A 24,309-nucleotide genomic window follows, 5' to 3' on the forward strand; every position below is an offset into this window, starting at 1 on the left:
TACCGCCACTGGCATCCAGGTCTATTTCGCCGATCCTCACAGTCCGTGGCAACGGGGTAGCAATGAAAATGCCAACGGCCTGATCCGCGAGTATCTCCCCAAAAGCACCGATCTGTCCGGTACATCACAGGATGAACTCAATGCCATTGCCTATCGCCTGAACGAGCGTCCTCGCCGCATCCTCGGCTATCAGACCCCCAGAGAGGGGCTTCGCTAAACTGCTCGCGGATGAACAGCTTGACGCCTCAAACACCTGATGCCTACAGCATCAATTCTAGTGTTGCGCTTCAAACTTGACACCAGCCGGTTTTTCCCGGTTTTTCCCGGTTTTTCGGTTTTTTAGGAACTTGGCAGGATTCACATGCGGCGATTATTCGTCGTATTCGGCGCACATTTTGCGGTGAATGGCTTGCGAATGCGGCGAATGGGGTGTTTAATCGCCGCATGAGCAGCGGAGAAAAACTTTACATCTGGCAAGCCAGCGACTGGTCGGACTGGCGTTATGACCTGTCGGTGCTGGCGGGGCCACTGGCCGACGTCAGTCGGGCTCAGGGAGTACTGCTGGGGCGTTTGGCCGATGCCGGTCTGGCTTTGCGTGATCAAGCCAGTCTCGCCGCCTTGACCGAAGACGTGGTGAAGACGAGCGAGATCGAAGGTGAACTGTTAAACGTGGAATCGGTGCGCTCGTCCATTGCCCGCCGACTTGGCGTGGACATCGGTGCCGCTGCACCGGTGGATCGGCACGTCGAAGGCGTGGTCGAGATGGTGCTCGATGCAACATCCCGCAGTGGCGACGCGCTGACTGCCGAGCGCCTGTTCGGCTGGCATGCCGCGCTGTTTCCCACCGGCTATTCCGGCATGAGCAGGATCACCGTGGGCCGGTGGCGTGACGATGTCGCCGGGCCGATGCAGGTCATCTCGGGCGCCATGGGGCGGCGCAGGGTACATTTTCAGGCGCCGCCTGCCGTCGTGTTGCCTGCCGAAATGGTTCGTTTTCTGACGTGGGCCAACGCGGAAACCGGGGAGCCCGCAGTGATCCGGGCAGGGTTGGCGCATCTGTGGTTCGTCACGCTGCACCCCTTCGACGATGGCAACGGACGCATCGCCCGTGCCGTCGGCGATCTTTTCCTGGCCCGCGCCGATGGCAGCACGCAGCGCTTTTACAGTCTGTCGGCGCAAATCCAGCGTGAGCGCCAGAATTACTACGATGTGCTCGAACGTACGCAGAAGGGCTCGCTCGATGTGACCGGCTGGCTCGAATGGTTTCTCGGTACGTTGGGCCATGCCATTGCCAGCGCGCAGACCACGCTGGATGCCGTGTTGGGCAAGGCGCATTTCTGGCTGCGCTGGGCAGGCACACCGTTGAACCAGCGGCAGATCAAGCTGCTCAATCGCCTTCTCGATGGTTTTGAGGGCAAGCTCACCAGCAGCAGGTGGGGATCAATGGCCCGGTGTTCTCCCGATACCGCACTGCGCGACATCACCCAACTGCTGGAACTGGGCATGCTGAAGAAATCACCCGGAGGCGGGCGCAGCACGGGCTACGAGTTGGCTGACTGACGACGAGTGCTTTTCAGGAGGCAACAGCAAACAGCCCCGAGCGGGCATGTTCGCTGACGGCGCGTGCCGCTGGGTGGGTAAGTCGCCGTTCCGGCGAAATGAGGAAATACCGCTCGTGGATTTCCTCGATCACGCCGACCTGCTCGACCTTGTAGTGCGCAACGACGTCGGGCAGGCTGGCGGTCGCGGCTGGAAATATCCCGGCGCCACCCTCGCCGAAAGCCTTCATCAGTGCGCTGTCGTCGAATTCGCCGACGATTCGCATCCAGATGCCCTGACGCTCCAGCCAGCGCGGCAGCGCGCCGTGAAGGGCGCTGTCCTTGCCCGGGAGCAGTAACGGCTGGCCTTCGAGGTTTTCCGGGAAGCGGCCGTTCAGCTTGCCGGCGAGCGCAGGCGAGGCCATGAAAGCGATTGGCGATTCCCCCAGCGGATGGCTGTAGCCCTTGATTTCCGTGCCGGGCGGCATCGGACGGTCGGCCAGCACCATGTCGAGTCGATGGATCGCCATCTCCGCCAGCAGGCGTTCGAGCCGGTCTTCGTGGCATACCAGGCGTACGGCCTCGGGCTGGTCCAATACCGGCGCCAGCAGGCGATGGGCGACGAACTTCGGAACCACGTCGGAGATGCCGACGCGGAAGGTGACGAAGCGTTCTTCCCCGCCCTGGCGCAGGATTTCCTCCAGTTCCGCCCCGGTCTGGAAGATCTCCTCGGCGTAGGAGAGGGCCAACTTGCCCACGGGGGTCAGTTCCATCCGGCGCCCGGTACGGTCGAACAGTGTTACGCCCATCCGTTCCTCCAGTTGCGCGATCTGGACGGAGAGCGTCTGCGGCGCCAGATGCAGGCGCTCGGCCGCGCGGATGATGCCGCCTTCGCGGGCGACGCTGACGAAGTAGTGCAGGTGTTTGAAGTTCAGCATGGCGTTCTCCTGTATTCTATTTTTTAGAACAAATCGAAATATATTATCTGTTTGATTCGAATAAAAGAGATCCCCATAATCCTCCCATCGTTCGTTAACCATGGGAGAAGCAAATGCAGATCCAGATTCACTCCGACGACTTCGATCTGACCGAAGGCCTGCGCGAGCACATCGTCAAACGCCTCGGGTATTCCTTGAATCATGGCCGCGACGTGATCTCCCGCGTTGTCGTGCGTCTCGCCGATGTCAATGGGCCGCGGGGTGGCGTCGACAAGTGCTGCGGCATCGAAGTTCGTCTGAGGGGGGCGTCCACGATCGCCATCGACGACACCCAGGCCGATCTCTACGTCGCCATCGACCGGGCCGCCGAACGCACTGGCCGCACCCTGGACCGCCGGATGGCAAGGCGCCCGCAGTTTGCCACGCGGCGAAATGCCAGCTGGAGTGAACTCGGTGCCGAGCAGGGAGCCGGTTCTTGAGCAACGATGACTTGCTGTTCCTGACCTTGCGTTTTCAGTCGAGTATCTATCCATGAACGATTCCACAGCTGTCAGTTTCGCCACCGGCCCGATGTGGGCCGGTTTCATCGCCTTCGTGCTGGTCATGCTGGCGCTCGACCTGTTCGTGTTCGGCGGGCGCAAGACGCACCGCGTGCACGTCAAGGAGGCGCTGGCCTGGGTGATCGCCTGGGTGTCGCTGGCCCTGGCCTTTGCCGGACTGCTCTGGTGGTATCTGAACGACACGCAGGGGGCCGAGGTGGCACGCGTCAAGACGCTGGAGTTCCTCGCCGGCTATCTGATCGAACAGTCGTTGTCGGTCGACAACATGTTCGTCTTCGTCATGATCTTCGGCTTCTTCGCCGTGCCGCCGGAACTGCAGCGGCGGGTGCTGCTTTACGGCGTGCTCGGGGCGATCGTCATGCGCGCGGGGATGATTTTCGCCGGCGTCTGGCTGGTACAGCAGTTCGCGTGGATTCTCTACGTCTTCGGAGCGTTCCTGATCGCCACCGGCATCAAGATGCTGATCTTCGCCGAACACCAGCCGGACCTGGAGAAGAACCCGTTGTTGCGCTGGCTGCGCAGCCATCTGCGCATCACGCCGAATTTCCATGGCGAGGTCTTCTTCGTGCGGCAAAACGGTCTGCTGTGGGCGACGCCGATGTTCCTCGTGCTGGTGCTCATCGAGGCCAGCGACCTGGTGTTCGCGGTGGACAGTATACCGGCGATCTTCGCCGTGACCACCGACCCGTTCATCGTGTTCACGTCGAACATCTTCGCCATCATGGGCCTGCGCGCGCTCTATTTCCTGCTTGCCGACATGGCGGACCGTTTCCATCTGCTGAAGTACGGCCTCGCCATCGTGCTGGTCTTCATCGGCGGCAAGATGCTCGCGATGCCCTGGTTCCACGTGCCCATCCAATGGTCGCTGTCCATCGTCGCCGGCATCATCCTTGTCTCTGTGCTCGCCAGCCTGGCGATTTCCAGGCAGCCGCTTGTCTCAAGGGAGGATGCATGAACCCGATCGTTGGTAGGCAGTTCGCTTTTGTTTAGTACCTATTTTTTCCGACTGAAAAGGAGATACAGATGAACCGCAACGATCCCCGCGCCCGCGCCATTGCCCTGCCGCAAAGCGGCCTCGAGTCGGCCCTTTCGACCAACAAGGTGATCCGCAACACCTATCTGCTGTTGTCGCTGACCCTCGCGTTCGCCGCTCTTACAGCTGGCGTTTCAGCCGCGCTCAACTTGCCGCACCCCGGCATCCTCCTGACGCTTGTCGGCTACTTCGGCCTGCTTTTCGCCGTGCATAAGCTCCAGAACAGCGGTGGCGGAATCATCGCCGTGTTCGCGCTGACCGGCTTCATGGGCTACACCCTGGGGCCGATCATCAACCGCTATCTCGGGTTGCCCAATGGCGGCGAGATCGTCATGCAGGCGATGGGAGCGACCGCCGTGATCTTCATCGGCCTTTCAGCCTACGCCCTGACCACCCGTAAGGATTTCAGCTTCATGGGCGGCTTTTTGAGCGTCGGCATTCTGGTCGCGTTCCTTGCCGGCCTGGCGGCTTTTTTCTTCGAGATTCCGGCGCTGTCGCTGACCGTCTCGGCGGCTTTCGTGCTGCTGATGTCCGGCCTCATCCTCTATGAGACGAGCAACATCATTCACGGGGGCGAGACCAACTACGTGCTGGCGACGGTGACCCTGTTCGTCTCGATCTTCAACCTGTTCACGAGCCTCTTGCAGTTGCTCGGAGTTTTTAACGGCGACGAGTGAGAGGGCGCCCGAGGGCCACCGGCCGCGATCAGCCGGCCCGGTGCAGCAACGACGTTTCAGCTGGACGGCCTTCCAGGAACAGCGATGCGGTGGCCGCGGGCGTTTGTGCCACGCGTTTTCCGCGCCGGTAGACGGCCAAACGCGTGGCGCGCAGACGGATTGCCTCGATCGGATCCTGCGCCTGCAAGAGCACGAAATCGGCGTGGCATCCCGGTTCGAGACCATAACCATCGAGATGCAGGATGTCAGCCGGGCGGGTGGTGACGGCGTCGAAACACTGGCGCATCGCGGCCTGGCTGGTCATCTGCGCAACCTGCAGGCCCATGCCGGCGACTTCGAGCATGTCGGCAGAACCGAGCGAGTACCACGGGTCCATCACGCAGTCGTGGCCGAAGGCGACGTTGACGCCCTGGGCCAGCAGCTCGGGAACGCGGGTCAGGCCGCGCCGTTTCGGGTAAGTGTCGTGCCGGCCCTGCAGGGTGATGTTGATCAGCGGATTGGCGATGACGCTGACACCGGCCTCGGCGATCAGCGGCAGCAGCTTGCTGACGTAGTAGTTGTCCATGCTGTGCATGGAGGTGCAGTGCGAACCGGTGACGCGGCCCTGCAGACCGAGGCGCTGCGTTTCGAAGGCCAACGTCTCGATGTGCCGCGACAGCGGGTCGTCGGACTCGTCGCAATGCATGTCGACCATCCGGCCTTCTGCCGCGGCGATTTCACACAGCAGCTTCACGCTGAGCGCGCCGTCGGCCATCGTGCGTTCGAAGTGCGGAATGCCGCCGACCACGTCGACGCCCATTGCCAGCGCCCGCTTCAGCTTTTCGACGCCCTGCGGGTCGCGCAGCACCCCGTCCTGCGGGAAGGCGACGAGCTGCAGGTCGAGATACGGCGCGACGCGGCGCTTGACTTCGAGCAGCGCCTCGACGGCCAGCAGGCGCGGGTCGCAGACGTCGACATGGCTGCGGATCGCCAGCAGGCCCTTGGCGACAGCCCAGTCGCAGTAAGCGAGTGCCCGTTCGATCAGCGCTTCCTGCGTCAGCAGCGGCTTCAGCTCGCCCCACAGCGCGATGCCTTCGAGCAAGGTCCCGCTGGCATTCACCCGCGGCAGACCGTAACTCAACGTGGCATCCATGTGGAAATGCGCGTCCACGAAGGGCGGGCTGACAAGCAGGCCGCCGGCGTCCAGCGTTTCGTGGGCTGGCGTCGTCGCGGGCGTCAGTCCGGCATCGACTGCGACGATTTTGCCGACAGTGATGCCGAGGCCCATGCCTTGGCGACCATCGGGCAGGGTGGCGTTGTGAACGAGGAGATCGAGCATGTCAGCGTTCGCCTTTCCGGTACGGTTTCATCAGCGCCTGCGGGTAGGCCGCATTGCGGGCGACCACTACCAGCGCAAGGATCGAGAGCAGGTAGGGGAGCATCAGGTAAAGCTGGTACGGCAGCAGCGAATCGCCGGCCTGTTGCAGACGCAGCTGCAGCGCGTCGAAGAAGGCGAAAAGCAGGGCGCCAAGCAGGGCTTTGCCCGGTCGCCACGAGGCGAAGACCACTAGGGCGACGCAGATCCAGCCGCGGCCATTGACCATGTTGAAGAAAAAAGCGTTGAACGCCGACAAGGTCAGGAAGGAGCCGGCAATGCCCATCAGCGCCGAGCCGGCGACGATCGACGCGGTGCGCGTTGCCATCACCGAGACGCCCTGGCTTTCGGCGGCCTGCGGGTTTTCGCCGACCATGCGCAGCGCCAGTCCGGCCGGGGTGCGGTAGATCGTATAGGCGATGAGCGGCACCAGCAGCAACGCGAAGAGCGTCAGCGCGGTCTGTTGTCCGAGCACGGGAAGCGGCAGCCAGCTCATTTCCGCGAAGGGGGTGATCGTCGGTGGCGTGTTGACCTTCGGGAAGCTGAGCCGATAGCCGTAGTAGCTGAGCGCCGAAGCCAGCATCGTGATGCCGAGTCCCGAAACGTGTTGCGACAGCGGCAGCACGACCGTCAGGAAGGCGTGCAGCAGCCCGAAGACCCCGCCGGTCGCCGCCGCCACGGCGACACCGCCCCATAGCGGCAAGCCGTTGTAGACGGCCAGCCAGCCGGTGAACGCACCCGCGACCATGATGCCTTCGATACCGAGGTTGAGCACGCCGGCACGCTCGCAGAGCAGCACGCCGAGCGTGCCGAAGATCAGCGGTGTGGCGATGCGCAGGGTGGCGACCCAGAAGGCCGCGTTGCTCAGGATGTCGATCAGGTCGGTCATTTGGCCATCCGGACTCGGTATTGGGTCAGCAGCGTTGCCACCAGCACGGCGATCAGCGAGGTCGCGACGATGACGTCGGCTATGTAGGTCGGAACGCCTACGGCGCGGCTCATGCTGTCGGCGCCGACCAGCACGCCGGCGACGAACAGGCTGGCAGCGACCACGCCGAGCGGGTGCAGTCCGGCCAGCATGGCGATGACGATGCCGGTGTAGCCGTAGCCCGGCGACATGTCGAGCGTGACGTAGGCGGTCCGCCCGGCGACCTCGAAGGCGCCGGCCAGCCCGGCCAGTCCGCCCGAGAGCAGCGAGACCAGCACGATCGTGCGGGTGATCGGCACACCGGCGAAGCGGGCGCCTTGGGCGTTGGCGCCGAGGGCGCGGATATCGAAGCCGAGCACGGTGTACTTGAGCGCGGTCCACACCGTCACGGCCAAGCCCAGCGCGAGGAGCAGGCCGCTATGCACTCGTGTTTGCGGAATCAGCTTGTCGAACTGCAGTGCGTCCTGCAGTGCCACGCTTTGCGGCCAGCCGAGCGCCATCGGGTCCTTCATCGCGCCGTCGAGCAGCCAGGAGACGCCGAGCAGGATGACGAAATTGAGCAGAAGGGTGGTGACTACCTCGTCAACACCGAGCCGTGCCTTCATCAGCGCCGGGCCGAGGAGGAATGCGGCGCCCGCGAGTGCCGCCGCGAGCAGCATCAGCGGCATCAAGATCCATGGCGAAAGCTCGAAACCGGTTCCGCCATGCAGTCCGCCGACGGCTACCGCTGCCAACGCGCCGGCGTAGAGCTGGCCCTCGGCGCCGATGTTGAACAGTCGGGCACGAAAGGCGACGGCGGCGGCGAGGCCGGTCAGAATCAGCGGAATGGCGCGGGTGAGCGTTTCGCTCAGGGCAAAGACCGAGCCGAATCCGCCCTTGAGCAGCAGCACGTAGGTCTTGCCGATCGGCGCGCCGGCCCACAGCACCAGCAGCGCGCTGACGATCAGGGTGAACAGGATGGCGCCCGCCGGTGCCAGGATCATGGCGCGGCGCGATGTCGTGTGGCGTTTTTCCAGCCTCATGCAGGTACTCCAGTTTCCCCGGGGGCGTGCAGCCCCGCCATCGCCAGGCCGATCTCCTCGCGCGTCCAGTCCTCGTAGGGCCGGGCCTCGGTCAGGTGGCCGTCGTGCATGACGGCGATGCGGTCGCCGAGTTCGAGCACCTCATCGAGGTCGTCGGAGATGAGCAGGATGGCGGCGCCGGCATCGCGCGCGGCAATGAGCTGGTCGTGAACGTAGGCGACGGCGCCGATGTCCAGCCCCCAGGTGGGCTGATGCGCCACGATCAGGTTCGGCACGGCCTTTTCATCCGCCCCCGGCGGGGGGAGCAAGGCGCGGCCAAGGATCAGCTTCTGCATGTTGCCGCCGGACAGCGTCCGCGCGGCGGTCGTTGCGCCGCCGCCGCGGATGTCGAAATGAGCGATGACGGCGTCGGCATGGTCGCGTGCGACTTTGCGGCGGATCCACGACAGGCGCGAGAAAGCGCCGGTGCGCAGGCGTTCGGCGACGGCGTTTTCCCAGAGTGGGAGATCGCCGATCACGCCGACGGCGTGCCGGTCTTCCGGAATGCGCGCGACGCCCTGTTCCACGAGCCAGGACGGCGACGCCTGCAACGGCCTCCCGCGCAGGCGGGCGCTGCCGGAGGTCGCCGGAAGCGTGCCGCAGAGTAGCTCGGCCAGTGCGCGTTGCCCGTTGCCCGAGACGCCGGCGACGGAGACGATCTCGCCGCGTCGCAGCGACAGTGAGACCGACGACAGCCGCTCGCGGCCGCCATCCTTGCGCGCCGTGCTGACGTCCTCCAGAACGCACACCGGTGCGCCGGGCGAGGCAGCGGGGCGCCGCTCGGGCGGCGCAAGCGCGTGGCCGACCATCCATTGCGCCAGCTGCGCCTGCGTCGTGTCGGCGGTGCGTGCCTGCGCGACCAGCCGGCCAGCACGCAGCACGGCGACCCGGTGGGATACGCGCATGACTTCGCCGAGTTTGTGACTGATGAAAATGATCGACAAGCCCTGGTCGACCATCTGGCCCAGCGTCGCGAAAAGCGCTTCGCTTTCCTGCGGCGTGAGCACGGCGGTCGGCTCGTCGAGAATCAGGATGCGGGCGCCACGGTAGAGCGCCTTGAGAATTTCGACCCGCTGGCGTTCGCCAACGGAGAGCCGGGCGACGGGCATCTCCGGCTGCACCGGCAAGCCGAAGCGCTGCGCAACGGCGAGGAGCTTTTCGCGTGCCGCACGGCGCCGTGAAAACAGTTGCCAGAGCGATTCCGTCCCCATCAACACGTTTTCGAGCACCGTCAGATTGTCGGCCAGCGCGAAATGCTGATGCACCATGCCGATGCCGGCTGCCAGCGCGGCGGCCGGGTTGCCGATCGGCAGCGGCTGGCCGTTGACGCTGATCTCGCCCTCATCGGCCACGTAATGTCCGAACAGGATCGACATCAGCGTGGACTTGCCGGCGCCGTTCTCCCCGAGCAGCGCCAGGATCTCTCCCGCGCCGACGGACAGGCTGACGTCGTCGTTGGCGACGAGATCGCCAAAACGCTTGGTGATCCGGCGCATTTCCAGCGCCGGTTTTGCTGCGGATGGTTCCAAGGTTTCTTACGCGGTTGGGTTACTTCGCGGTCGACTTGGGTTGCTTGTCGTCGATCTTGACGGTGAATTTGCCTTCGAGAATTTCCTTCTCGCGTGCCTTCACCTTGGTCATGATCTCGGCCGGTACCTTCTTCTCGAACGTGCCGAGCGGGGCGAGTTCCGAACCCCTGTACTTCATCATCGAATAGATGCCGTAGTCTTCGGCGGCGAACTTGCCTTCCTTGACCAGCTTGATGGCGCGATCGACGGTCGGCTCCATGTTCCACAGCGCCGAGGCGACGACCGTGTCCGGATACTGCGGCTGGGTGTTGATCACGTTGCCGATCGCCAGCTTGCCCTTTTCCTTGGCCGCATCGCTGACGCCGAAGCGCTCCGCGTACATCACGTCGACGCCCTTGTCGATCATCGCGAAGCTGGCTTCCTTGGCCTTGGGCGGATCGAACCAGCTGTTGATGAAGCTGACGGAGAATTCAACCTTCGGGTTGGTTTCCTTCGCCCCGGCCATGAAGGCGTTCATCAGGCGATTGACTTCCGGGATCGGGAAGCCGCCGACCAGGCCGATCTTGTTGCTCTTGGTCATCCCGCCGGCGATCAGGCCGGTGAGGTAGGCCGGTTCCTGGATGAAGTTGTCGAAAACGCTGAAGTTCGGCGCCTGCGGCTTGCCGGAGGAGCCCATGACGAAGGCAGTTTTGGGGAAATCCTTGGCGACCTTGCGCGCGGCGGCTTCGACAGCGAAGACTTCGCCCAAGATCAGCTGGTTGCCGGCCGTCGCGTATTCGCGCATGACCCGCTCGTAATCGGCGTTGGCGACGTTCTCGGTGGCCTGGTACTCGATCTCGCCGCGCGCTTCGGCGGCCTTCAGCGCCTTGTGGATGCGGCTGACCCACTGCTGCTCGAACGGCACGGTGTAGATCGCGGCGACCTTCAGTTTGGCCTGCGCGAACGAGAGACCCGGCATGGCGGCCATCAGGGCCGTGGCGAGAACGATGAGCTTGCGACGCGTCAATTGCATGATTTCTCCTGTAGGTGACTGAATTTCGTTGCTTGCCCGGCGTGTGGCCCAGGATGAAACGATCCGGGCCGTCGTCTTGATCTGATCGGGCAAGGTCGGGGTGTCTCGACCTCGTGGTTTAGCAAGAGACATGCCGCTCGTCGTCAGGTCCGTTACGCAAGGCGTTTCCGGACGAAACAGCGGAAAAAGCGTCGTATCCGGTTCCAGCGCGGGGCGAAGGATAGACGAAAGTCAGGCGAACGCGAAGGGCAAATGCACCAAGTTGATTCGCGGCGCAGATGTGGCGTGCGCTTGCGGTGCGAGGTGGTGTTTGTGATCTCAGGCGTGGGAGGTTGGTGAATCGCTGAGTTTCGCCTGCAGGCGAGGAACTTCTTCTTGTCTTGCCAAGAAGAAGGCGCGCCCGCTGCATCGCCCGGCGTAGCCGGGTGCTCTGCGCTGCTCGACGACGCAGAGGGCAAAGGGAAAAACGAGCGGTGTTTCAACCGATGGTGGTAGTGATCGGTTGGTTTTGAGCTTCCCCTTGTGCAGCGCCGAGCAACGGAGGCGAGCCGGGGGAAGTCGGCGAGCACTGTTTGAGGGGCGTAGCCCCGAGTTGCGCAGCCGCCCGGCTTGCTGAGTAGCGCAGGGAAGTCGGCGAAGCCGACCGCGTAACGCGGGGTCGCCTTTTCTTTGGCTCCTTTCTTTTGGCGAAGCAAAAGAAAGGATGCTCGCGCGTCAGGCGCGGAACACAGCGTCTCGGCAAACTCCCCCGCCAGATCTCACAAACAGCCAAGCGAAATGGCAAATGGACAATCCGGGGGGAATCAGAAACTTCATGGGAACAGGTGCATTACCTCGCCGAGCTACTCTTCCCCTGTCGGCCTTGCTGCCCGTTGCGCCCCTCCTTGCGGGGCGATCCGCCAGCACCCGGCTTGCCGGCCGGAGCCGGTGCCTTCGGCTTGCCCGTCCGCGAGGCGCTTCCCCGGCGCCCACCTGCCGGGTGTTGCCCACCGCGTGTGCCGGCCGAACGCAGCTGGATCGGTTCCGGGCGAATGCTAGGGTCCGGCTCGTAACCCGGATGTGCCAGCACGTCGATCGGCTTCCTGATCAGCCGCTCGATGTCTTTCAGCAGCTTGTGCTCATCGACGCAGACCAGCGAGACGGCCGATCCTTCAACCCCGGCGCGACCGGTGCGGCCGATGCGATGGACGTAATCCTCAGGCACGTTCGGCAACTCGTAGTTGACGACATGCGGCAGCTCGTCGATGTCGATGCCGCGTGCCGCGATGTCCGTGGCCACCAGCACGTGCAGCTTGCCGGTCTTGAAATTGCCCAGCGCCCGGGTGCGGGCGCCCTGGCTCTTGTTGCCGTGGATCGCGTCGGCCTCGATACCGGCCTTGGTCAGTTTTTCCGCCAGCCCGTTGGCGCCCCACTTGGTGCGGGTGAACACCAGCACCTGGTACCAGCCCTTTTCCTTGATCAGGTCGATCAGCAGGTCACGCTTGCGCTCCCGGTCGACCTTGTAGACATACTGCGTGACCAACTCGGAGGCGGTGTTGCGCCGTTCCGATTCGACGTATTCCGGATCGACGAGGAAGCTGCCAGCCAGCGTACGGATCTCGTCGGAGAAGGTCGCCGAGAACAGCAGGTTCTGACGCTTCTTCGGGAGCAGGGCGAGCACCTTGCGGATGTCGTGGATGAAGCCCATGTCGAGCATGCGGTCGGCCTCGTCGAGCACCAGTACGTCGATGCCGGACAGGTCGACGGTGCGCTGCTGCGCGTGGTCGAGCAGGCGGCCCGGGGTAGCTACCAAAATGTCGACGCCTTTCCTGAGCGCGGCGATCTGCGGGTTGATGCCGACGCCGCCAAAAATCACCAGCGACTTGAAGGGCAGGTGGGCGCCGTAGGTACGGACGCTGTCCTCGACCTGCGCCGCCAGCTCGCGGGTCGGCGTCAGGATCAGCACGCGGATCTTGCGCGGGCCGGTGGCCTTGCTGCTCGCCAGTCGGTTGAGGATCGGCAGGGTGAAGCCGGCGGTCTTGCCGGTGCCCGTCTGGGCGCAGGCCATCAGGTCATGTCCGGCGAGAACCTTGGGGATGGCCTGGGCCTGGATCGGGGTGGGGGTTTCATAGCCTTGATCGGCAATGGCGCGCAGGATCTCGGGGACGAGACCCAGTTCGGTGAATTTCACGTGTGGGAACTCCAGGCATCTGCCCTGCGTGCGCGGATGACCGCGGATGCACGAACCAGTCTGGGAAGATGCTCAGGGATTGTGGGGTCCAGTCGGGCGAAGCTGCCGGGCCGGATCGGACGCGCGCCAAGACTGATGAATGACGCTGCGAGGAGGCGCGATCCTAACACGTCCCGGGTGTTCCCTGTCGGGAACTTGTCCGTGGCACCGCGGATTTTTGCTCACGGGCGTGCGCTGATCCTCTGCAGCCGGTTGTTGCCCGACTCCGGGAGGTGGGGAAGCATCAAACCCGTCGGCGATCGATTTGGCCAGCAGCACCGGTTTATGGCTCACTGCCGCGAGACGGCCTTTCGCCCTTTGCGCTCGGCTGCCGCCAACTCCTTCTCGCCGAGTACAAAATCGGCGCTGTCGGTAAGTCGCTGCAAGGCCAGGTCGATAAACGCCCGTGCTCGCACCGGCTGCGCGTCCCGACTGCCGTAATAGATGAAATAGCCCGCGTGGTCGGCAACGTGCTGGGTGAGAAGAGGAACCAGCCTTCCGGCGCGGATGTGCGGCGCGGCGATGACGCTGGCCAGTTGGCCGATGGCGGTGCCGGCGAGGATCGTGCGCAGTTCGATGTCTTCGTCATTGGTGCAAAACGCGGGTGCGACAGGGTGATCGACCAGCGCGTCACCGATCTTGACGCGCCAGGGAAGCACGCGGCCCTTGTTGGTGGATCGGTAGGCGCAGCACTTGTGCGCTCCGAGGGCGTCGAGGCTGTCGGGCACGCCACAGCGCCGCAGGTAGTCCGGCGATGCGCAGATGATCAATTGCAAGGGGAATAACCGGCGCGCAATCACGCCTTCGTGCGCGGACAAGCCGATCCGGAAACCGACATCCACGCGGTCTTCAACCCAATTGCCGATGCGGTCGTCCAGCTGGACATCCGGTTGGATGTCAGGGTACTGGCGACAGAACTCGTCGAGAACCGGACCCACCACCGGTACAAACATCGAATGCGGCCCGACGATCCTGAGCGGACCCGCGATTTCATCCTTGGTGCTCTTTGCGGTCTGGAGTGCGCGCTGCAGACCCAGCAACGCCGGTTGCGCCGACTCCAGCAGGCGCTGTCCTTCTTCCGTGAGCGACATGCTTCGCGTGGTCCGATGAAACAGCCGGACCCCCAGGTGCTGCTCCAGCTGCGCCAGCGCCTGGCTCGCGGCCTGGGGCGTGATGCCTTGCGCCGCAGCCGCCTTGCGCAGGCTGCCCAGCTCAGCGGTTTTGACAAAGGTGGTGATCGACCGCAGTTCGTTGATTGGCATGGGCACTCCATTGAAGCCGATTAACAATCCCTGCTTTCCAATCTATCAAGGAATAGTGGGCTAGTGGGGTGTTTATCCGGCGAATATAGTGCGCAACATCAGAACACGCAACGTGTCTTGTCGGCACGGCCAAGCCTCTTGCCGGCAAGTTCCTTATCGATCCTTTCACGCCAGCGAGATCGCGACCATGCGCAACTTCACAGAATGCGGTAATGCCGGATTGCTGACCGCGGGCGCAGCCTCCGGCATGGTGAATGTGGCCAACCCACTGGGCACCTCCCGCGGCTAAGTGTTTCATCCCCCCCCCCCGTAACCGATTTCCAACTTCAACGGAGACACCATGAAAAAGTTCGCCCTGCCTCTGATTCTGACCGCGATTGCTTCCTCCTCCTGGGGGGCAACTCCTCAAGAGAAGAACGATGCGGCACCGTCGGCAAGCATTTCCCACGAAGCGTCCCGTACGGTCAGTAAAGGGCCGGAGGAGCGTTTCACCGGGAACGTTCGCATCATGTACCTGTTCCCGGCGAATGCCCCGGCAAAAGCGACGGGCGGGCAGGTCACCTTTGATGCTGGCGCACGCACGGCCTGGCATACGCATCCGCTGGGTCAAACGCTGATCGTCACCTCCGGAACAGGCCGCGTGCAGTTCTGGGGCGGGGCGATCCAGGAGATCAAACCCGGCGATGTCGTCTGGATTCCGCCCGGCCAGAAGCACTGGCACGGCGCAGCGCCGGCGACGCCCATGACGCACATCTCAGTCCAGGAATCGCTCGAGGGCAAGACGTCCGACTGGTTTGAAAAAGTCACCGACGAACAGTACGGCATTGTCGCCGTTGCCCCAGCGACGAAGCCCGCGCCCAACAAGAATTCGCGTGCCCAGCAACTGTTCGGCGAGATCGCGCCGAAGTTCGCGGAGTTGACCGACGACGTCCTGTACGCCGACGTCTGGGCGCGCCCCGGCCTCTCCAAGCGGGACCGAAGCCTGATTACCGTCAGTGCCCTGGTCGCCATGAACCGCCCGGATCAGCTGCGTTCGCACCTCGGACTGGCCAGCCGGAACGGCCTGACGCGTGAAGAACTGGCCGAGGCCATCACCCACCTCGCGTTCTATTCCGGTTGGCCGAGCAGTGTCACGGCGGCAGTCATCGCCAAAGAAGTTCTCCAGCCGAAGTGATCATTGCTTCGGCCCGATGAATACAAAGCTATCGTCATACCGGCGTAGGCCGGTATCCAGTATCGGAGAGAAATCACCGACTGGACCCCGGCCTCCGCCGGGGTGACGAATTCAACTATCTTCGGGTCTCATCAATAAAGACCGACGAAGTCCTCAGGAGCAATTGCAATGAAGTCAAAACTGATCCATTCCGTTCTATTCGCCGCAACGATCAGCGCGTTGTCAGGAGTAACCATGGCCGCCGACTACAAACAGAATCCCTTCACCCTGGCCTACGAAGGTGCGATTACCGAAAACGTCAAAGGCCAGGTCAACATCCGACCCGTCACTTACAAGCTGAATGGCCTCGATATTTCGGCCAACGTGTACACGCCGGCCAACTACGACGCAAGCAAGAAATATCCGACCATCGTCGTCGCCCACCCCAACGGCGGCGTCAAGGAACAGGTCGCCGGCTTGTACGCCCAGCGCCTGGCGGAGCAAGGCTATATCGCCATCGCCGCGGACGCCGCGTATCAAGGCGCCAGTGGTGGTCAGCCGCGCAACGTGGATAAGCCCGCCTTCCGGATCGAAGACATCCACGGCATGGCCGACTTCATCAGCCAGTACGCCGGTGTCGATACCGCGCGTCTGGGCCTGCTCGGTATTTGTGGTGGCGGCGGCTATTCGCTGGCCGCGGCGCAAACCGACAAGCGCTTCAAGGCGATTGCGACGGTGAGCATGTTCAACTCCGGGCGGGTGCGCCGCAATGGCTACGTCGATTCGGCACTGAACACGATCCAGACCCGTCTGCAGCAGGCCTCGGCTGCCCGCGCCCAGGAGGCGGCGGGTGGTAAGGTGCTCTATTCCGGCGACGCCAACCTCTCCGACGAGCAGATCGCCAAGTTGCCGTTCGATCTGTACCGGCAGGGTTACGAGTACTACTGGAAGACACACGCGCATCCCAACTCGACCTTCAAGCACACCACCAGCAGCCTGCTCGACCTGATGCGCTTTGATGCCACCAACCAGATCGAACTGATCGACCAGCCCCTGCTGATGATCGCCGGAACCAAGGCCGACAGCCTGTACATGACCGAGGATGCCATTGCCAAGGCCACCGGCGCGAAGGACAAGGAACTGTTCCTGATCGAAGGCGCCACGCACATCGAAACCTACTGGAAACAGCCCTACGTGAATCAGGCGGTGCAGAAGCTGGGGCAGTTTTACGGCAAGACTCTCTGAGGAAACTCTGATTTATCGAAGAATTGTCATTCCGGCGCAGGCCGGAATCCAGAAAATTCAACGAACTGGACCCCGGCCTTCGCCGGGGTGACGAATATTTCAGCGTTTCCCTAAGACAAATTTTGGGGCGCGTGCATAAGGCCCCCCATTTTGTGAAATCCATGAAGAGAAGGGGTTGGAAATGACCAAAACAGTAGTTGACGCGCAAAGACGCAAATTCATCGGCACCTCAATGGCCGTCGCATCCGGCGCAGCTGTTGTCGGCTCCGGCCTTGTCGGCTGCGCACAGGCGCAGATCCAGCCCGGGGCGGCGAATTCCGGTCGTTCGACCGCCGCGGCGCAGATCAGCGCGCGGCGCAAGCTCGGCCAGCTGGAAGTCTCCAGCATCGGCCTCGGCGTCCAGAACATGCACCGCACCTACCAGACGATCGTTCCGGCCCGACCGGAGATGATCGACATCATCCGCACGGCCTATGAGCGCGGCGTCACCTTTTTCGATACCGCCGAAGCCTATGGCCCGCATGAGTGCGAGCGGATTCTCGGCGAAGCCATCGCGCCCTTCCGCGACAAGGTGGTGATTACCAGCAAGTTCGGCTGGAACATCGATCTCAAGACCGGCGCCCGGGGTCCGGGGCTGATCAGTCGTCCGGACCACATCAAGCTCGCCGTCGAAGGTTCGCTCAGGCGCCTGCGCACGGACCGCATCGATCTGCTCTACCAGCACCGCGTCGATCCGCAGGTGCCGATCGAGGACGTGGCCGGCGCGATCAAGGATCTGATGGCCCAGGGCAAGGTGCTGCACTGGGGGATGTCCGAGATGGGGCTGAAGACCTTGCGCCGGGCGCATGCCGAGCAGCCCGTGACGGCTGTCCAGAGCGAATATTCGATGCTCTGGCGCGGGCCGGAGAAAGAAGTCCTGCCCGTGTGCGAGGAGCTGGGCATCGGTTTCGTGCCGTGGAGCCCGCTCGGCGTGGGTTTCCTCACCGGCGCCATTGACGACAAGACCAACTTCGCCGACGGTGATTTCCGCAAGACCGAAACCCGCTTCGCGACTGAGAACCGGGGGCACAACCTGGCGCTCGTAACGCTCATAAAAACCTGGGCGGAACGCAAGAACACAACCCCGGCTCGCATTGCGCTGGCCTGGCTGCTGGCGCAGAAGCCGTGGATCGTGCCGATTCCCGGCACCACCCAGATGGCTCACATGCTCGACAACATCGGTGCGGCGGAAATCTCCTTCAGTGCCGACGAGCTTGCCGCGCTGAATGTGTCATTGGCGGGGATCATCATCCAGGGCGAACGCCTGCCGCCGGTGGTGCAAGCCTACAGCGATGTCGAGGCGCCGCTGAAGTGAGGCGGCCGAGAGACTGCGCCCGATCAGAAAATCAGAGTGAAAGGAATTGCATGAACATCAAACGCCAGAGTGTCCGAATCCTCTCCGCGCTGGTCTTCGCGGCGCTTTCGGCATCGTCGCTGACCCACGCCGCACCGGGCGACACGGCAAAGCCGCTGATGATCCATGAACAGGGCAGCTTCGCCGTCGGCGGCACCGTGATCCAAAGTCCCGGTAGCTTCGAGACGGCCAATCCAGCCTCCGGCGGGCAGACGCTGCACGGCGACCATGCCCGTGTGTTCTATCAGGTGCCGGTCAATGCCCGGAAACTGCCGCTGGTGATGTGGCATGGCTTCGGGCAGTTCTCCAAGACCTGGGAGACAACCGCCGATGGTCGCGAGGGCTACCAGAACCTCTTTCTGCGCCGAGGCTTCGCGACCTACCTGATCGACCAGCCGCGTCGCGGCGCCGCAGGGCGCGGCACGGTCGGCGGCACTGTCAGCGCCACACCGGACGAACAGCGCTGGTTCAACACCTTCCGGGTCGGCGTCTGGCCCGACTATTTCCCTGGCGTGCAGTTCTCGCGCTCCAAGGAGGCGCTAGAGCAGTACTTCCGTTCGATGACGCCGGACACCGGCCCGATCGACGTCAAGGTAACGAGCGATGCGGTCTCGGCATTGTTCGACAAGATCGGCCCCGGCATTCTGGTAACGCATTCGCACAGTGGTGGCATGGGCTGGCTGGCAGCGATGAAAAATCCGCGCATCCGGGCCATCGTCTCGTACGAACCCGGCAGCGGTTTTGTCTTCCCGGAAGGCGAAGTGCCTCGGGCGATGGCCAGTTCGGCCGGCGCGCTGGAACCGGCCGCGATTCCGCAAGCGGAGTTCATGAAACTCACCAAGATCCCGATCGTCATCTATTACGGCGACTTCATTCCGAAGGAGCCGATGGCCAATCCCGGGCAGGATGGCTGGCGCGTGCGCCTGGCCATGGCCAGGCTCTGGGCGGCAGCCATCAACCGTCATGGCGGTGATGCGAAGGTTGTACATCTGCCGGAGGTCGGCATCCGCGGCAACACGCACTTCCCGTTCTCGGATCTCAACAATGTGGAAATTGCCGATCTGATGTCGAAGTTCCTGGCCGAGAAACATCTGGATTGATCGTGACCGGGGCCGGATCGATAACTGGGCGACAAGGAATGGATGACAACGACGGCGGGTGGAATTTGAATGGGTGCGCTTAAATTTGCCGGGCTGTCGCTGCTGCTGGTGTCGACGCCCTCCCTGTCTGATGCGGCGCAGAACGAACCGCTATCGTCAGGCCGTGTTGCCGGGAAGGTCATCGCCCATCATGCGTCAGGGCCTCAAAGCGGCCCCCTGAGCACCGCCAGCCGACTCTCGGACCTGCTGAGTCATCCCGCATTTGCCGGTTTTTCCCGGCTCCTGTTGCCGTGGGATGATCGTTCCTACGATGGCGATATGCGGCTGAACAACATCAGCTCGCTGCTTCCGTACCACAGCCATGTCGATCCGGGCGTCGTGGTCGGCGCCCTGAATCGACTGATTGGCGATGTCAGCACCGGCAAAAGCATTTTTGTCGATTTCTATTCAGAAGCACAAAAGCGGGCGGATCCGTCGAAACGGCACGCCGGGCTGTTCTTCTTCCGCGGGAAGCCAGGCGCGCCGTTTGCGATCATTGCGCCGGGCGGCGGGTTTTCCTACGTCGGCTCCGTTCACGAAGGGTTTCCCTACGCCGTTGAAATCAACAGGCAGGGATACAACGCGTTTGTCCTGAAATATCGGGCAGGACTTGGCGGCGGGGTCGCCACGCAGGATCTGGCGGCGGCCATTTCTTACATCTTCGACCACGCCGAAATGCTCGGTGTCGGGTCACAGGATTATTCCGTGTGGGGCAGTTCGGCAGGCGCCAGGATGGCGGCCGCCGTTGGCTCGCATGGCGTCGCCGCCTTCGGGGGAAAGACGCTGCCGAAGCCCGCCACCGTGGTGATGGCCTATACCGGGCACGCCGACTATTCGACGAACGAACCACCCACTTTCGTCGTGGTTGGCGACCATGACGGCATTGCCCCGCCAGCGATCATGGAGCGGCGGGTCGCGGTTTTGACGCAGGCCGGAACCCCGGTTGTCTATCGAAAATACCCCGATATCGGCCATGGTTTTGGCCCCGGCACAGGAACGAGTGCCGAGGGGTGGGTGACGGACGCCACGCGTTTTTGGGAACGCTTCATTTTGAAGAGATGAAACATCCCGGCTTGGTCCCCCGGTAAAGCCGGTCGTGGCACGCCTCGGCACTTGTCCTGCTTCAAACGCCATCGACCCCGCACAGCGCGAGGATTGCCCGCAGCCCCGGGCTGAGGTGTTTGTCCCGGTGCAGAACGACCTGGAATTGTCGTTCCAGGTTGAGAAAGGGCGTTGCGACCGGGGCGAGCCAGCCGGACTGGAAGGCGTCGCGCAGTTCGAGGGTCGAGAGGCAGCCGATGCCGAGGCCGTTGCGGACGCACTGGCGGATTGCTTCCGGTTGTTCGAGTTCGAAGGCGATGCGGCGCGGCAGGCTGGCGCTGGCCAGTGCCCGGTCGAAGACGTCGCGGGTGCCGGAGCCTTTTTCGCGCAGGATCCAGCTCGCTTCCTTGAGGTCGTCGTGGGTCGCGGTTTTTCCGGCCAGCGGGTGGTCGGACGCGACGAAGACGCTGAGCCGGTCCTGGTGCCAGACGTGGCGCTGCAGGCGTTGGTCCTGCACAAGGCCTTCGACGAAGCCGAGGTCGATGCGGTAGGCCAGCAGGTCGGCGACGACCTGTTCGGTGTTCTTCAGGGACAGGCGCACGCGGCCTTGCGGGTGCCGCCGCTCGAGTTCGGCGAGCAGCGCCGGCAGCAGGTGGTTGCCGATCGTCAGGCTGGCGCCGAGATCTAGGTCGAAGGCCAGCTGGCCGCCGTCGCTCGCCGATTCGATCTCGCGGATGCGGTCGAGGACATCGAGTGCCTTGGGCAGCAACTGACGGCCGGGTTCGTTGAGCCGCAGTTGCCGGCCGATGCGGTCGAACAGCAGCGTCCCGAGCTGCTGTTCCAGTTCGCCGAGCGCGGTGCTGGCGGCCGATTGCGTCATGGCGATGCTCTCGGCGGCCCGGGTGACGTGCCCGTGATTGGCGATGGCGGCGAAGACCTCGAGCTGGCGCAGGGTGATTTTCATCTGCAGAATTGATTGAAGTTATAAAAACAATCTGTTTTACAGATTTTAGCCGGCCGGATTATCGTTCGCCATCAATTTCTCGGATGTGTTCGATGATCAGAAAAGACAGCATTTTCGTCGGCATCGCGCTGGTCGCGGCGATTGCGACGGCGGCCTGGGGTCTCGCCCAGTGGGAGGGCGTGCGCCAGTACGGGGTGAGTTCGCTGACGCTGGCGCTGTTGCTCGGCGCGCTACTCGGCAACTTTCTGCCGCGGGTCGGGCACGGCGTCTTCCGCCCCGGTCTGGCCTTCGCGCAGCGCCGCTTCCTGCGCGCCGGCGTGGCGCTGTACGGCTTCAACCTGAGCGTGCAGCAGATTCTGCAGGTGGGGAGCACCGGCATCCTGGTCGATCTCGTGATGGTGGTTTCGACCCTGAGCCTTGGCTGGTTCGTCGGCCGTCGCCTGCTCGGGATGGATCGCGAGACGGTGTTGCTGGCCTCCGCCGGCAGCGCGATCTGCGGCGCGGCGGCGGTGGTGGCGACGGTGCCGATGCTGCGCTCGGACGACTCCACGCTGGCCGGCAAGAGCGCGGTGGCCGTGGCGACGGTGGTCCTCTTCGGCACGCTGGCGATGCTTCTCTATCCGCTGATCTACGCGTGGCTCGGCGCCGGCGCGTTCGATTTCGGCATCTACGTCGGTTCGACGGTGCACGAGGTGGCGCAGGTGGTGGCCATCGGCAGCACGATCGGCGGCGAGGTGGCCGGCAGCGCGGTGATCGTCAAGATGATCCGGGTGATGCTGCTGGTGCCGTTCCTGATCGCCGTCGGCTGGTTCGTCGGCCGGCGCCGGAATGGGGAGGCGAGTAACGGCAGCACGTTGCCGATCCCGTGGTTTGCCGTCGCCTTCGTGGCGCTGGCCGGGGTCAATTCGCTGCATATCCTGCCCGCGGGCGTGGTGGAGTTCCTGCGCATCGGCGGGGCGCTGTTGCTGACGATGGCGATGGCTTCGCTGGGCATCGACACTAACGTGGCGCGGATGAAGCAGGCTGGCTGGCGCCCGGTGCTGCTCGGCGCGGGCTTGTTCGTTCATCTCGTGGTGATCGGCGGTCTGGTGAACTGGCTGGCGGCCTGAGGCGGCAGGTATCATTCTTCTTCGTTCGAAGAGGGGAGGAAAGAAATGCGTCTGCTGCTGGTCGAGGATGATCCGATGATCGGCGCCAGCGTCCAGCGCGGACTGAAGCAGGAAGGCTACAGCGTTGACTGGGTGCGCGACGGCGCCGCCGCCGAAGGGGCGCTGGCCGACGGGGTGCATGAACTGATCCTGCTCGACCTCGGCCTGCCGCGCAAAAGCGGGCTGGAACTGCTCGCCGCGTTGCGGCGCAGGGGCGTGGTGACGCCGGTGCTGGTGATTACCGCGCGCGATTCGGTGGCCGACCGGGTCAAGGGACTCGATGCCGGCGCCGACGATTATCTCGTCAAGCCGTTCGATCTCGACGAATTGTCGGCGCGCGTGCGCGCCTTGTTGCGGCGCCAGGGCGGGCGGGCTTCGCCGGTGCTCGACGTCGGGCCGCTGTCGCTCGATCCCGCAGCTCACACCGTGACGCTCGACGGAGCGCCGGTCGCCCTCTCCAAACGTGAATTCTCCCTGCTGCACGCGCTGATGAAGCAGCCCGGCGTGCCGCTGTCGCGGGCGCAGATCGAGGAGAGTCTGTACGGCTGGGGCGAGGAGATCGAAAGCAACGCCGTCGAGGTGCATATCCATTCGCTGCGGCGCAAGATCGGCGCGGAGCGCATCCGCAACGTGCGCGGCGTCGGCTACATGGTGCCGGCCGAGCCATGAACTCGATCCGCCGCAATCTCCTGCTGGCTTTGCTGGGAACGCTGAGCGCGGCCATGTTGCTTGCCGGCTGGGCGACCTACCGGACGGCGCTGGACCAGGCCGGGCAGTTATTCGATTACCACCTGGAGCAGATCGCCCTCTCGCTGCGCGATCAGTGTTTCGAAGGGGGCGCCGAGGCATTGGCCAGCGACGAGCGCCTCGACTACGTGATCCGGGTGTGGGATCAGAACGGCCTCACCGTGTTTTTCTCGCGGCCGCACTACACCCTGCCCGAACTGACCCGCCTTGGCTATTCGACGACGGAGACGGACGAAGAAGCGTGGCGGCTGTACGCCATCCAGTACCGTGGGCTGACGATCGCCGTGGCCCAGCCGATTCGCGTGCGCAACCAACTCGCGGCGTCGGCAGCGTGGCGGACCTTGTTGCCGTTCTTCGTGCTGCTGCCGGTGCTTGGTGTGTTGACCTGGTGGCTGGTCGGACGGGGGTTGCGGCCGCTTGGCCGGCTGGCGCAATCGGTCCAGGCGCGGACCCCGGATTCGCTCGATCCACTTCCGATTGGCGACGTTCCGGTGGAGGTCCGGCCGCTGGTTGATTCACTGAACGATTTGCTGACCCGGCTCAAGGCGGCGCTCGATGCCCAGCGGGCCTTCGTCGGCGACGCTGCCCACGAATTGCGGACGCCGCTGACCGCGTTGCAGTTGCAGACGCAACTCGTCGAACGCGCAGTTTCGGAAGATGACCGCGCCGCTGCCCTGGCCGATCTGAAACAAGGGCTGCAGCGCGCCACTCACACCGTCCAGCAGATGCTGACCCTGGCGCGGCAGGAGCCAGAAGCCTCGGCGGGCGCGTTGGCCGACATCCGGCTCGCCGAGGTGGTACGCGAATCGGTGACCGAACACCTGCGTCTGGCCGAGGCGCGGCAGATCGACCTCGGCGTCGTGCAGGCGGATGAAGCGGCGATCGTGCGCGGCGATGCTGGCGCGCTGAAGATCCTCCTCGCCAATCTGATCGGCAACGCCCTGCGCTACTCACCTGCAGGCGGGCGGGTCGATGTGTCGTGCGCGATGACCGACGGTACCCCCCGGCTGGAGGTGGCCGACAACGGCCCGGGCATTCCGCCGGAAGAGCGCGCGCGCGTCTTCGACCGCTTCTACCGGCGCGGCTCCGGTTCCGGCGCCGGTCTGGGCCTGTCCATCGTGCGGACGATCGCCCGGCGACACGGGGCAGCGGTGGAACTGGGCGACACCGAGGGCGGCGGCTTGAACGTCCGCGTGACATTTCCCCGCTTTTCTTAAGGAAACGCTGAATTATTCGTCACCCCGGCGAAGGCCGGGGTCCAGTTCGTTGAATTTTCTGGATTCCGTATATGGACTCCTCCCGTTTTGCAAGAGCGAGTTGAGATAGGGCAAATGGGTGCGACTGCGACCGTATATCCGACCTGTGTGTGGAACGAAGC

The 24,309-nt window shown here is 63.8% G+C and carries 22 protein-coding genes; 13 read left to right on the forward strand and 9 right to left on the reverse strand.

Features of this window, described 5'->3' with window-relative positions; all coding sequences use genetic code 11:
• Both BO74_RS17200 and BO74_RS17205 read left to right on the forward strand, forming a co-directional pair.
• On the forward strand, positions 1-217 hold a 217-nt coding region (locus BO74_RS17200; protein WP_496443985.1), incomplete at its 5' end, for an IS30 family transposase.
• Positions 218-444: 227 nt separating this feature from the next.
• Entirely contained in the window at positions 445-1,560 is a 1,116-nt protein-coding gene (locus tag BO74_RS17205; RefSeq protein ID WP_496443987.1) for a Fic family protein, read from the forward strand.
• A 13-nt stretch (positions 1,561-1,573) separates the two neighbouring features.
• Here BO74_RS17205 and nhaR read toward each other — a convergent pair whose 3' ends face one another.
• Complete coding sequence (nhaR, locus tag BO74_RS17210; protein ID WP_496443989.1) at positions 1,574-2,476, reverse strand: transcriptional activator NhaR; 903 nt, start codon at positions 2,474-2,476, stop codon at positions 1,574-1,576.
• Positions 2,477-2,589: 113 nt separating this feature from the next.
• Here nhaR and BO74_RS17215 point away from each other — a divergent pair, with 113 nt between their 5' ends.
• The 3 genes from BO74_RS17215 (at position 2,590) to BO74_RS17225 (ending at position 4,746) form a co-directional block, all read left to right on the forward strand.
• Positions 2,590-2,955, forward strand: a complete 366-nt coding sequence (locus tag BO74_RS17215; RefSeq protein WP_496443991.1) for an HPF/RaiA family ribosome-associated protein — start codon at positions 2,590-2,592, stop codon at positions 2,953-2,955.
• A gap of 52 nt (positions 2,956-3,007) precedes the next feature.
• On the forward strand, positions 3,008-3,991 hold the full coding sequence (locus BO74_RS17220; RefSeq protein ID WP_496443993.1) for a TerC family protein: 984 nt from the start codon (positions 3,008-3,010) through the stop codon (positions 3,989-3,991).
• Between the two features lie 68 nt (positions 3,992-4,059).
• The gene (locus BO74_RS17225) at positions 4,060-4,746 is read left to right on the forward strand and encodes a Bax inhibitor-1/YccA family protein (RefSeq protein ID WP_496443995.1); all 687 of its coding nucleotides are present in this window, start codon (positions 4,060-4,062) and stop codon (positions 4,744-4,746) included.
• Between the two features lie 28 nt (positions 4,747-4,774).
• On the opposite strand, the gene BO74_RS17230 is transcribed toward BO74_RS17225, so the two are convergent.
• The 7 genes from BO74_RS17230 to BO74_RS17260 all read right to left on the reverse strand — a co-directional run bounded on the left by BO74_RS17230 (position 4,775) and on the right by BO74_RS17260 (position 14,101).
• The gene (locus BO74_RS17230; RefSeq protein WP_496443997.1) at positions 4,775-6,064 is read right to left on the reverse strand and encodes an amidohydrolase family protein; all 1,290 of its coding nucleotides are present in this window, start codon (positions 6,062-6,064) and stop codon (positions 4,775-4,777) included.
• Position 6,065: 1 nt separating this feature from the next.
• Positions 6,066-6,989 carry an ABC transporter permease gene (locus BO74_RS17235; protein WP_496443999.1) on the reverse strand — a complete coding sequence of 308 codons (924 nt, stop codon included), beginning with the start codon at positions 6,987-6,989 and terminating at the stop codon, positions 6,066-6,068.
• On the reverse strand, positions 6,986-8,050 hold the full coding sequence (locus tag BO74_RS17240) for an ABC transporter permease (RefSeq protein WP_496444001.1): 1,065 nt from the start codon (positions 8,048-8,050) through the stop codon (positions 6,986-6,988). The genes BO74_RS17235 and BO74_RS17240 overlap by 4 nt, the downstream gene beginning before the upstream one ends.
• Positions 8,047-9,618, reverse strand: coding sequence for an ABC transporter ATP-binding protein (locus BO74_RS17245; protein WP_496444003.1), 1,572 nt, complete (start codon positions 9,616-9,618; stop codon positions 8,047-8,049). Before BO74_RS17245 ends, BO74_RS17240 begins: the two co-directional genes overlap by 4 nt.
• A 19-nt stretch (positions 9,619-9,637) precedes the next feature.
• Positions 9,638-10,630, reverse strand: coding sequence for a BMP family protein (locus BO74_RS17250; RefSeq protein ID WP_496444005.1), 993 nt, complete (start codon positions 10,628-10,630; stop codon positions 9,638-9,640).
• Positions 10,631-11,459: 829 nt separating this feature from the next.
• Complete coding sequence (locus BO74_RS17255) at positions 11,460-12,800, reverse strand: DEAD/DEAH box helicase (RefSeq protein ID WP_496444007.1); 1,341 nt, start codon at positions 12,798-12,800, stop codon at positions 11,460-11,462.
• A gap of 329 nt (positions 12,801-13,129) precedes the next feature.
• Positions 13,130-14,101, reverse strand: coding sequence for a LysR family transcriptional regulator (locus BO74_RS17260; RefSeq protein WP_496444009.1), 972 nt, complete (start codon positions 14,099-14,101; stop codon positions 13,130-13,132).
• Between the two features lie 340 nt (positions 14,102-14,441).
• On the opposite strand from BO74_RS17260, the gene BO74_RS17265 reads away from it, so the two are divergent.
• The 5 genes from BO74_RS17265 to BO74_RS17285 all read left to right on the forward strand — a co-directional run bounded on the left by BO74_RS17265 (position 14,442) and on the right by BO74_RS17285 (position 20,093).
• Positions 14,442-15,275, forward strand: coding sequence for a (R)-mandelonitrile lyase (locus tag BO74_RS17265; protein ID WP_496444011.1), 834 nt, complete (start codon positions 14,442-14,444; stop codon positions 15,273-15,275).
• A 168-nt stretch (positions 15,276-15,443) separates the two neighbouring features.
• A complete protein-coding gene (locus BO74_RS17270; RefSeq protein WP_496444013.1) occupies positions 15,444-16,499 on the forward strand; it encodes an alpha/beta hydrolase in 1,056 nt (351 codons plus the stop codon).
• A 181-nt stretch (positions 16,500-16,680) separates the two neighbouring features.
• Entirely contained in the window at positions 16,681-17,853 is a 1,173-nt protein-coding gene (locus BO74_RS17275) for an aldo/keto reductase (RefSeq protein ID WP_496444015.1), read from the forward strand.
• A 50-nt stretch (positions 17,854-17,903) separates the two neighbouring features.
• On the forward strand, positions 17,904-18,992 hold the full coding sequence (locus tag BO74_RS17280) for an alpha/beta hydrolase (protein ID WP_496444017.1): 1,089 nt from the start codon (positions 17,904-17,906) through the stop codon (positions 18,990-18,992).
• 69 nt (positions 18,993-19,061) lie between these two features.
• Positions 19,062-20,093, forward strand: a complete 1,032-nt coding sequence (locus BO74_RS17285; protein WP_496444019.1) for an alpha/beta hydrolase — start codon at positions 19,062-19,064, stop codon at positions 20,091-20,093.
• A gap of 61 nt (positions 20,094-20,154) precedes the next feature.
• On the opposite strand, the gene BO74_RS17290 is transcribed toward BO74_RS17285, so the two are convergent.
• Positions 20,155-21,036, reverse strand: a complete 882-nt coding sequence (locus tag BO74_RS17290; protein ID WP_496444021.1) for a LysR substrate-binding domain-containing protein — start codon at positions 21,034-21,036, stop codon at positions 20,155-20,157.
• 92 nt (positions 21,037-21,128) lie between these two features.
• On the opposite strand from BO74_RS17290, the gene BO74_RS17295 reads away from it, so the two are divergent.
• Genes BO74_RS17295 through BO74_RS17305 form a run of 3 tightly spaced genes read left to right on the forward strand, consistent with a single transcriptional unit; the run spans position 21,129 to position 24,148 of the window.
• On the forward strand, positions 21,129-22,145 hold the full coding sequence (locus BO74_RS17295) for a YeiH family protein (RefSeq protein ID WP_496444023.1): 1,017 nt from the start codon (positions 21,129-21,131) through the stop codon (positions 22,143-22,145).
• A 45-nt stretch (positions 22,146-22,190) separates the two neighbouring features.
• Positions 22,191-22,853, forward strand: a complete 663-nt coding sequence (locus tag BO74_RS17300) for a response regulator (RefSeq protein ID WP_496444024.1) — start codon at positions 22,191-22,193, stop codon at positions 22,851-22,853.
• Positions 22,850-24,148 (forward strand): ATP-binding protein, encoded by a 1,299-nt coding sequence (locus tag BO74_RS17305; RefSeq protein ID WP_496444026.1) that lies wholly within the window; start codon positions 22,850-22,852, stop codon positions 24,146-24,148. The genes BO74_RS17300 and BO74_RS17305 overlap by 4 nt, the downstream gene beginning before the upstream one ends.
• Positions 24,149-24,309: the final 161 nt, after the last annotated feature.

The sequence above is a fragment of the Propionivibrio pelophilus DSM 12018 genome, assembly GCF_059569095.1.

Coding starts and splice junctions, on each gene's coding strand:
- BO74_RS17205 (WP_496443987.1), top strand. CDS start 445: ATGAGCAGCGGAGAAAAACTTTACATCTGGCAAGCCAGCGACTGGTCG.
- nhaR (WP_496443989.1), bottom strand. CDS start 2,476: ATGCTGAACTTCAAACACCTGCACTACTTCGTCAGCGTCGCCCGCGAA.
- BO74_RS17215 (WP_496443991.1), top strand. CDS start 2,590: ATGCAGATCCAGATTCACTCCGACGACTTCGATCTGACCGAAGGCCTG.
- BO74_RS17220 (WP_496443993.1), top strand. CDS start 3,008: ATGAACGATTCCACAGCTGTCAGTTTCGCCACCGGCCCGATGTGGGCC.
- BO74_RS17225 (WP_496443995.1), top strand. CDS start 4,060: ATGAACCGCAACGATCCCCGCGCCCGCGCCATTGCCCTGCCGCAAAGC.
- BO74_RS17230 (WP_496443997.1), bottom strand. CDS start 6,064: ATGCTCGATCTCCTCGTTCACAACGCCACCCTGCCCGATGGTCGCCAA.
- BO74_RS17235 (WP_496443999.1), bottom strand. CDS start 6,989: ATGACCGACCTGATCGACATCCTGAGCAACGCGGCCTTCTGGGTCGCC.
- BO74_RS17240 (WP_496444001.1), bottom strand. CDS start 8,050: ATGAGGCTGGAAAAACGCCACACGACATCGCGCCGCGCCATGATCCTG.
- BO74_RS17250 (WP_496444005.1), bottom strand. CDS start 10,630: ATGCAATTGACGCGTCGCAAGCTCATCGTTCTCGCCACGGCCCTGATG.
- BO74_RS17260 (WP_496444009.1), bottom strand. CDS start 14,101: ATGCCAATCAACGAACTGCGGTCGATCACCACCTTTGTCAAAACCGCT.
- BO74_RS17265 (WP_496444011.1), top strand. CDS start 14,442: ATGAAAAAGTTCGCCCTGCCTCTGATTCTGACCGCGATTGCTTCCTCC.
- BO74_RS17270 (WP_496444013.1), top strand. CDS start 15,444: ATGAAGTCAAAACTGATCCATTCCGTTCTATTCGCCGCAACGATCAGC.
- BO74_RS17275 (WP_496444015.1), top strand. CDS start 16,681: ATGACCAAAACAGTAGTTGACGCGCAAAGACGCAAATTCATCGGCACC.
- BO74_RS17280 (WP_496444017.1), top strand. CDS start 17,904: ATGAACATCAAACGCCAGAGTGTCCGAATCCTCTCCGCGCTGGTCTTC.
- BO74_RS17285 (WP_496444019.1), top strand. CDS start 19,062: ATGGGTGCGCTTAAATTTGCCGGGCTGTCGCTGCTGCTGGTGTCGACG.
- BO74_RS17290 (WP_496444021.1), bottom strand. CDS start 21,036: ATGAAAATCACCCTGCGCCAGCTCGAGGTCTTCGCCGCCATCGCCAAT.
- BO74_RS17295 (WP_496444023.1), top strand. CDS start 21,129: ATGATCAGAAAAGACAGCATTTTCGTCGGCATCGCGCTGGTCGCGGCG.
- BO74_RS17300 (WP_496444024.1), top strand. CDS start 22,191: ATGCGTCTGCTGCTGGTCGAGGATGATCCGATGATCGGCGCCAGCGTC.
- BO74_RS17305 (WP_496444026.1), top strand. CDS start 22,850: ATGAACTCGATCCGCCGCAATCTCCTGCTGGCTTTGCTGGGAACGCTG.